Below are 7,037 nucleotides of genomic sequence, written 5' to 3' on the forward strand. Positions count from 1 at the left end.
CACCACCACCGCACCAGCCGAACGGGGTCGTCCATGCTCAGCCGAATCGCCGCCGCCCTCGTGCCCGCCTTCGGGCGCCTGACCGTCACCGCCGACCCCGGGGCCCGGCCCGCCGCCCCCGGTGCCATCCTGGTCGCCAACCACACCTCCCTCGCCGACCCGGCCGTCGTGGTCGCCGCCCTGCGCCGGCACGGGATCGAACCGGTCATCCTGGCCACCAGTGGCCTCTGGCGGGTACCGCTGCTCGGCTCCGCACTCCGCCGCGAAGGCCATATCGCCGTCCACCGCGGCACCACCCGCGCGGCCGACTCCCTCGACGCCGCAGCCGTCGCCCTCGCCTCGGGCCGCAGCGTGCTGCTCTACGGCGAAGGCGGCCTGCCCGTGCGCCGCGACGCCGGGGAGACGGCCCCCGGCCCCTTTCGCAGCGGCCTGGCCCGGCTCGCCGCCGCGACCGGAGCCCCGGTCGTGCCCGTAGGTCAGGCGGGTGCCCGCCGCCTCTGCTCCGGGAGCGGTGCCAAGCAGCTCGCCGGCGTCGTCACCGCCCCGCTGCGCCGCCCCTGCTTCCACGTCCACATCGGTTCGCCGCTGCACCTGCCCGACCGGGTCCCGGAGGCCACGGACCGGGCCCGTCAGGCGGTCACCGCCGCCTGGCGAACCGCGGCGTCCGCCCTCGGGGAGGCGGTCAGGGAATCGGCCTGACCACCGGTCCCGCAGCGGCGCGCCGCGCACCCGCAGACGGGCGTGGAGGCAACCGATCGGCCCCCCGGAACGTGTCGCCGAGCCCGTCACCGGCCACGGCGTGCGACCGTCTCCGCATGACCGAAGGCTCGACACCTCACATCTCCCCGGCACGGATCACCGTACGGGGGGTGCAACCCGGAAACCCGCCCTTCCGCATCGTGGAGGTCGACGGCGAGTTCGTCGGCAGGGCGAGCTCGATGACGGACGTACTGCTGATCGCCGCCGAGGCGGGGATCATCATCCACGACCTCGACGACCTGGAAGTGGTCCACTGGCTCAGCGGCGGCAAGTTCACCTGGACCATCAATCCCTAGAGGGCCACTGATGGCGGGCCGTGCGCTCAGCGGGTGCTGTGCCCGAGGAGCACATGGGCGGCGACCTCGCTGTCGGCGTCCGTGTCGATGAAGGACACCACGACCGGGCTGCTGCCCGTGGGTCCGCCCGCCGTGGCGCTCAGCCGGTAGCGCTCGGTGCGGACGGCCTCGCGGGCGAGCGGGCTGCCACCCGAGAACAGGGACAGCGGTTCGGTGTCGTTGGCGATGCGGAAGTCGGCCGGGCGCCAGCTGCCCGAGGCCGGGTCGAAGCGCTCCAGCAGGAACCCCGGCCCGCTGCGCGCCCGTGCGCCCGGTTCGCCGACCAGCATCTCCATCTGGAAGGCGACCAGCACGTGCCGGTACGCGGCGGAATTGCCGTTCCGCAGGGTGACGGTGAACTCCTGCGGGGCGCCACCGCGTACGAGGGCGAGCCGGCCGCCCCGGGTGTCGACCGCGACGGTGAGCCGGGTCGGAGCCGGGGGAGGCGTCACGGCCCGGGGCACGGTCGGGCTCGCCGGCGCGGAGGATCCGGGCGGCGAGGCGGCCGGGGACGACGGAGAGGCGGCGGCCGATACCGACTCGGACGCCGACGCCGACACCTCCGCGGACGCCGAGACGGAGGCCGCCGCCGGGGCCGTGCCGTGCTTCTCCCCACATCCGGTGGCACCCGCCAGCAGGACGGCGGCCACGGCCGCCGCGCTCAGTGCGCTGCGGGGGCCTCGGGATACTGGCATGGGATCGGTCCTCCAGGGGTCGGCTTCGGCAGGAAGCTAGCAAGGCGGCGCCCCTGCCGACGAGGTCGATCACGCGTCGAGGCGGCGACGGTTCGGTCACGGTTCCCCGAGGACCGGTCAGACGCGGAGCGTGGCCTCCAGGACGGTGACCGCGCGCCCCGTGAGGAGGACCCGGTCCCCCTGGAGCGCGACCTTCACCCGCCCCGGACGTCCCGAGGCCTGCAGACCGGTGAGGGCGTCGAGGCAGCCCAGCCGCGCCGCCCAGTAGGGAGCCAGTGCGGTGTGGGCGCTGCCGGTGACAGGGTCCTCGGGGATGCCCCTCGCGGGAGCGAAGAACCGGGAGACGAAGTCGTATCCGGACTCCGCCCCGGCGGCGCCCGCCGGGGGGGTGACGATGACCCCGCGCCACTCCTCGCGCAGGGACAGGGCCGCGATCGCCGCCAGGTCGGGCCGCAGCGCCCGTACGGCGGCCTCGTCGGGCAGTACGGCGAGCAGATCGCCCAGCGCGCCCGTTCCGAACGTGGCTTCGGGCCGGACGCCCAAGGCGTCGGCGAGGCCCGCGGGTATCGGAACCTCGCTCGTGGGGGCGGACGGGAAGTCCAGCGTGATCTCCCCGTCCTCGCCTTCGTTCCCCTCGTCCCCCTCGGCCCACGCGGTGAGCAGACCGCCTGACCGGCTCAGGAACCGCACCGGGCCGCCGGTCAGCAGCCCCGCCCGGCGCAGCGTGTGCACCGTGGCCAACGTGGCGTGGCCGCACAGGTTGGCCTCGACGAGCGGGGTGAACCAGCGGATCTCCCAGTCGGCCTCGGCCCCGGCCGGGAGCGGCAGGGCGAAGGCCGTCTCGGGATGGTTCAACTCGGCGGCGAGCTGCCCCAGCCACGCGTCGTCCGGCCAGGGGCCGGCCGGGAGCAGGCAGACCCCGGCGGGGTTTCCGGTGAAGGGGCGGCTGGTGAAGGCGTCTACGACCTGGATGCGCATGCCGCGAACGTATCGAGGCCAATCGGCTGCGAGGCAAGGCCAATTCCAGGAGAGTGGCCTGCGGCCTCGTACGACGCGTAGGGGCGGTGTGACCGGCTACGTGCCGAAGGAGTCAGGCGGGCTGCCACAGTTCGACCCGGTTGCCCTCCGGGTCGGTGACCCAGCCGAATCGACCGACACCTTCCATGTCCTGCGTCTCCTGGTCCACGGCCGCTCCCTCGGCGCGCAGTTGCGCGAGCATCGCGTCGAGGTCGTCGACCCGGAAGTTGAGCATGGTCTGCTGGGTGCGGGAGCCGAAGTAGTCGGTCTCGGACTCGAACGGCGCGAACACTGTCGGCCCGGCGCCCTGCTGCCACAGGCCGTGTTCGTCGGCGTCCAGGCCCAGGCAGTCGCGGTACCAGGCAGCGAGGGCCGCCGGGTCGGCCGCCCGCATGAAGTACCCACCGATTCCAAGCACACGTTCCATGTCGCCATGGTGCCAGGACGGCGACCGGACGGGCGGGTGGACGCGTCAGCCGAGCGGCTTCTCGAAGCTGAAGGCGGTGACGGCCATCCGCTCGCGGAAGTAGAAGCGGTGCGCGTCGGTCCGCTGGGTACCCGATTCCAGCGTGAGGGCGGTGCAGCCGGCGGCCAGGGCGTGCTGCTCCAGGTGCGCGAGCAGCTCGTGGCCCACACCGGTGGAACGGGCGGCGGCAGCCGTGACCAGGTCGTCGACGTAGAGCGAGCGGACCGACGCGGTGTTGACGACGATCCGCCAGCCGGCCGCGCCGACGCACCGGCCGTCCGCGTCGTAGGCGGCGGTGAAGCGCAGCCCCTGGCCGTGCGCCTCCGTGAGGATCCTGAGGAACAGATCCTCCGTGAGGTGGGGACGCAGTTCGAGCAGCACGGGAAGGAGGTCGGCGGTGAGCCGGGGGTCGCCGGGCTCAAGGTCGATGATCTTCATGCGATGAGCTTACTGGGCCGTACGGGGCAGCCTCCGGCCGAAACCGTCGCGCGGCCGCGGCCGACGTGTCGAAATGGGAGGGACGGCTCCGACGTCCCCTACGAAAGGCTCCCGATCCCGATCCCGATCCTGGTCCCGGAGCCGCCGCGCAGAACAGAAGGAGTGGCACCCCATGAAGTACATGCTGATGGTTCTCGGCAAGCAGTCCGACTACGACGCCATGGGCGGCGCCGCGAACGGTGACGGCCCCGGATGGTCCGAAGCCGACCTCAAGGCGATGTTCGACTACATGGGTGCCCTCAACGACGACCTCACCGAGTCGGGCGAATGGGTCGACGGCCAGGGTCTGGTCGGGGCATGATCTGCAGCGCGCCGACCTCGCCGCCGAGGCGATCCGCCTCACCCGCGCCGTCCACGCGCGGCTCCCGGCCGACGGCGAGGTGGCCGGCCTGCTGGCGCTGATGCTGCTCACCGACGCCCGCCGGGCCGCCCGCACCACGCCCGACGGCGACCTGGTCCCCCTCGCCGAGCAGGACCGCACGTGCTGGGACCGCGCCGCCATCACCGAAGGGGTCGCGCTGGTCAGCGACGCCCTCACCCACGCGCGGCTCGGCCCGTACCAGTTGCGCGCCGCGATCGCGGCCGTGCACGACGAGGCGGCGAGTGACGAGGACACCGACTGGGTGGAGATCCTCGCCCTGTACGAGGTACTGATCAGCCTGGTCCCCGGCCCCCTGGAGCGCCTGGGCCACGCGGTCGCCGTGGCCATGGTGCACGGGCCGCGGCGGGCCTTGGCCCTGCTCGCCGACCTGGACCAGGACGAGCGCCTGGCGGGCCACCACCGGCTCGAGGCCGTACGGGCCCACCTGCTGGAGATGGCGGGCGAGCGGGCGGAGGCGAGAGCCGCCTATGCGAAGGCCGCCGGCCTCACGCTCAGCGTTCCGGAGCGCCGCTACCTCCGCTTCCGGGCCGCCCGGCTCGCGGAATGAGCGGGACGAGCCCCGCTTTCGAGGCGTCCGCATGACGGACATGGTCCACCGTTGTCAGAGGTGCCGCCTACTCTTGATCACGTGAGCCCGACCTCTGACGATCACCTCGTCCCCGAACGATCCCTCGCCGAGATCAACGCCGACATCCGCTGCCTCTTCGCGCGCGCCGAGGGCCGCCTCTCCGACGCGGAGCGGATCCGCCACGCCACCCTGCTGGGCGAGTGGGCCTCCGCGATACGCGCGTCGGTGGTCCCGGCCGCATAGCGGGCCCGACCCGGCAGCCGTTGTCGGGCCCGCCCGGGCATGGACGCGTACGACGACCGGGCACACCGCCTCGCCGGGGGTGTGGCACCGCAAGCCGAAGGCCGCTCCGTGGCGACGGGCCGTGCTGCCGTGGTGGTCGAGGACCGGAGCGGCGGGCTGCCCGGGAATCCGTACACATATCCTGAGCCGATGTACGAGACCGTAGCGGCCCTGGCGGCCGCCCGCTGGCCGCGCGCCGCGTCCGCGGAGACCGACGGGTTGCGGGAACTGGCCGCCGACGACGGGCTCACCGGGTTCATGCCGCCGGCGCTGCCCGACGCGGCCTGGGTGCTCCACTCCATGTACGAACACGAACTCGGGCCGTTCGACATGTCGTACCCCACGTACCAGCGGGCCTTCCTGAACCGCAAGAGCGCCGACCCCGAGATCATCCCGGGCCTCGACCCCGCGGAGGTGTTCACCGATCCCTCGAACATCTTCGCCCCGTCCAGAGGCGAGCACCCCGGACCACGCTGGCGCCGCCTGCGCTGGGCAGAGCTCGCCCGGCGGACCGGAGATCCCGTGGCCGCCGAGGGCCACCTGCCCTGTCACGCGTCCTTCCCTTCGCTCCGCGAGCCGGGTGGTTGGCCCCTCGATATCACCGGTCCGTCCGAGGGAAGCCTGGGGCGTGCCGACTGGGACCGGCTGATCGAGATCCTCACCGAGCACAGCCCGCAGGGCGCGGACACCCGCTGCCTCGCCTACTACACCCCGCTGGGCCAAGGGGCCGAGGACTTCGAGAACCTGCACGTCCGGGCCGGCCGGCTCGCGGACGCCAAGGCCTTGTACGACCATCCCGACGAAGAGTGGTGGACCCCGTCCAATTTCTGGGCCCACGACCGTTCCTGGGTCCTGTGTACGGACTACGACCTGTGTGCCACCAAGGTCGCCGGCCCGGCCCCACTGGTCGAAGCCCTCCTCGACGACTCGGAGATCGAGGCCGTACGACTGCCCTGGGCCCACTGATCCGCCCGCCCGGCCGCCCGACGTGGGTCGGCCGATCGCGCTCGGCGTCAGCCACGAGGCCGTGATCCGGGCCGACGGTCCCCGAGCCGCAGGGGCGCGGCGGAGGGCACGGAAGCCATGTGCGAGGGTGAGCCATCCACAGACCTGAGGGGGACGGACCAGTGCGCGCACGTCATGCCGCGGTGGCGGTGGCGGTGGCCACCATGGCGATCGTCGGCACGTCGGCTTGCTCCGCCGACTCGTCGGCGCACCCGCGGTCGGCCTCGCCGTCCGCTGCGACGCCGCTGCAGGACAGGTTGCGCGACGGCCTGCTGACCCAGGCCCAGCTCCCGGACGGCTTCAAGGCGCTGACGGAACAGATCAACTCGACGACGACCGGTGCACCGCACGCCCCCGCCTCCACCGTTTCGATCCCTTCGATGCCCTGCCCCGAACTCGGCGTCGGGACCTTCATGACGGTTCATGCCCCACCCGTGGAGGACGTCGCGGTCGGACTGGAGCAGGTGCCCGACGGTGACGGTGACAGCGACGGTGACGGTTACGGTGACGACGAGGGCTGGTTCGGCCAGGAATCCCTCGACCGGTACGCACCCGGCCAGGCGGCCGCGGTCATGGACGCCATCCGGGGCGCCGCGCAGCGCTGCCCCTCCTACACGAACACCTTCGTCGACGGTACCCACGGGCAGTCGACCGTGTCGGTGACGGGAGCGGACGTACGGGCGGACGACAGCCTGGTGCTCCGGATCACCTCCACCGTGCCCGAAGCCACCGACCCGTTCATCAGCGAGACGGGGTTCGTCCGCGAGGGTGACGTGATCCTCATGGTGCAGAAGGTGGTCGGGCAGAAGCCGCGGTCCGGTGTCGAGGCCGTCCTCCCGGCCGCCGTAGCGGCGTACCGCACGGCTGCGGCAGGCTGACGCACCAGGAAGACCGGGGAGGGCCGGGCCGCGCCGTCGACAGGGCACGGCGGATCCCTGCCGCACCCCCTCGACTCGGCCGAACCGCTCGATGAGCGCGCGGATACGCGCCGCCTGCGAAAGACGCCGGCTCCCCGACGCGGACGCGCGCG

General features: G+C 73.1%; 10 protein-coding genes and 1 pseudogene. 7 read left to right on the forward strand and 4 right to left on the reverse strand.

Annotation, left to right across the window (positions count from 1 at the left end; all coding sequences use genetic code 11):
- Positions 1 to 33 precede the first annotated feature (33 nt).
- Together AB8A24_RS32070 and AB8A24_RS32075 are read left to right on the forward strand one after the other, a co-directional pair.
- On the forward strand, positions 34 to 699 hold the full coding sequence (locus tag AB8A24_RS32070) for a lysophospholipid acyltransferase family protein (protein WP_328960005.1): 666 nt from the start codon (positions 34 to 36) through the stop codon (positions 697 to 699).
- A 116-nt stretch (positions 700 to 815) separates the two neighbouring features.
- Positions 816 to 1,055, forward strand: coding sequence for a hypothetical protein (locus tag AB8A24_RS32075; RefSeq protein WP_266479854.1), 240 nt, complete (start codon positions 816 to 818; stop codon positions 1,053 to 1,055).
- Positions 1,056 to 1,081: 26 nt separating this feature from the next.
- Here AB8A24_RS32075 and AB8A24_RS32080 read toward each other — a convergent pair whose 3' ends face one another.
- The 4 genes from AB8A24_RS32080 to AB8A24_RS32095 all read right to left on the reverse strand — a co-directional run bounded on the left by AB8A24_RS32080 (position 1,082) and on the right by AB8A24_RS32095 (position 3,710).
- Positions 1,082 to 1,789, reverse strand: a complete 708-nt coding sequence (locus AB8A24_RS32080) for a hypothetical protein (protein ID WP_369478271.1) — start codon at positions 1,787 to 1,789, stop codon at positions 1,082 to 1,084.
- A 117-nt stretch (positions 1,790 to 1,906) separates the two neighbouring features.
- The gene (locus AB8A24_RS32085) at positions 1,907 to 2,767 is read right to left on the reverse strand and encodes a PhzF family phenazine biosynthesis protein (RefSeq protein ID WP_369478272.1); all 861 of its coding nucleotides are present in this window, start codon (positions 2,765 to 2,767) and stop codon (positions 1,907 to 1,909) included.
- Between the two features lie 112 nt (positions 2,768 to 2,879).
- The gene (locus AB8A24_RS32090; protein WP_328960002.1) at positions 2,880 to 3,233 is read right to left on the reverse strand and encodes a VOC family protein; all 354 of its coding nucleotides are present in this window, start codon (positions 3,231 to 3,233) and stop codon (positions 2,880 to 2,882) included.
- A gap of 45 nt (positions 3,234 to 3,278) precedes the next feature.
- Positions 3,279 to 3,710 carry a GNAT family N-acetyltransferase gene (locus AB8A24_RS32095; protein WP_266479846.1) on the reverse strand — a complete coding sequence of 144 codons (432 nt, stop codon included), beginning with the start codon at positions 3,708 to 3,710 and terminating at the stop codon, positions 3,279 to 3,281.
- A 172-nt stretch (positions 3,711 to 3,882) separates the two neighbouring features.
- On the opposite strand from AB8A24_RS32095, the gene AB8A24_RS32100 reads away from it, so the two are divergent.
- From AB8A24_RS32100 to AB8A24_RS32120, 5 genes and pseudogenes are all read left to right on the forward strand, one after another.
- Positions 3,883 to 4,071, forward strand: coding sequence for a hypothetical protein (locus tag AB8A24_RS32100; RefSeq protein WP_369478273.1), 189 nt, complete (start codon positions 3,883 to 3,885; stop codon positions 4,069 to 4,071).
- Positions 4,061 to 4,699, forward strand: a pseudogene (locus AB8A24_RS32105) (DUF6596 domain-containing protein); the annotation flags it as partial. The gene AB8A24_RS32100 and the pseudogene AB8A24_RS32105, both read left to right, overlap by 11 nt.
- Before the next feature lie 81 nt (positions 4,700 to 4,780).
- A complete protein-coding gene (locus AB8A24_RS32110) occupies positions 4,781 to 4,963 on the forward strand; it encodes a hypothetical protein (protein ID WP_030718260.1) in 183 nt (60 codons plus the stop codon).
- A gap of 189 nt (positions 4,964 to 5,152) precedes the next feature.
- Complete coding sequence (locus tag AB8A24_RS32115; protein WP_369478274.1) at positions 5,153 to 5,968, forward strand: hypothetical protein; 816 nt, start codon at positions 5,153 to 5,155, stop codon at positions 5,966 to 5,968.
- A gap of 161 nt (positions 5,969 to 6,129) precedes the next feature.
- Positions 6,130 to 6,885 carry a hypothetical protein gene (locus AB8A24_RS32120; protein ID WP_328959999.1) on the forward strand — a complete coding sequence of 252 codons (756 nt, stop codon included), beginning with the start codon at positions 6,130 to 6,132 and terminating at the stop codon, positions 6,883 to 6,885.
- Positions 6,886 to 7,037 lie beyond the last annotated feature (152 nt).

This window comes from Streptomyces sp. BF23-19, assembly GCF_041106355.1.
Lineage (GTDB): Bacteria > Actinomycetota > Actinomycetes > Streptomycetales > Streptomycetaceae > Streptomyces > Streptomyces virginiae_A.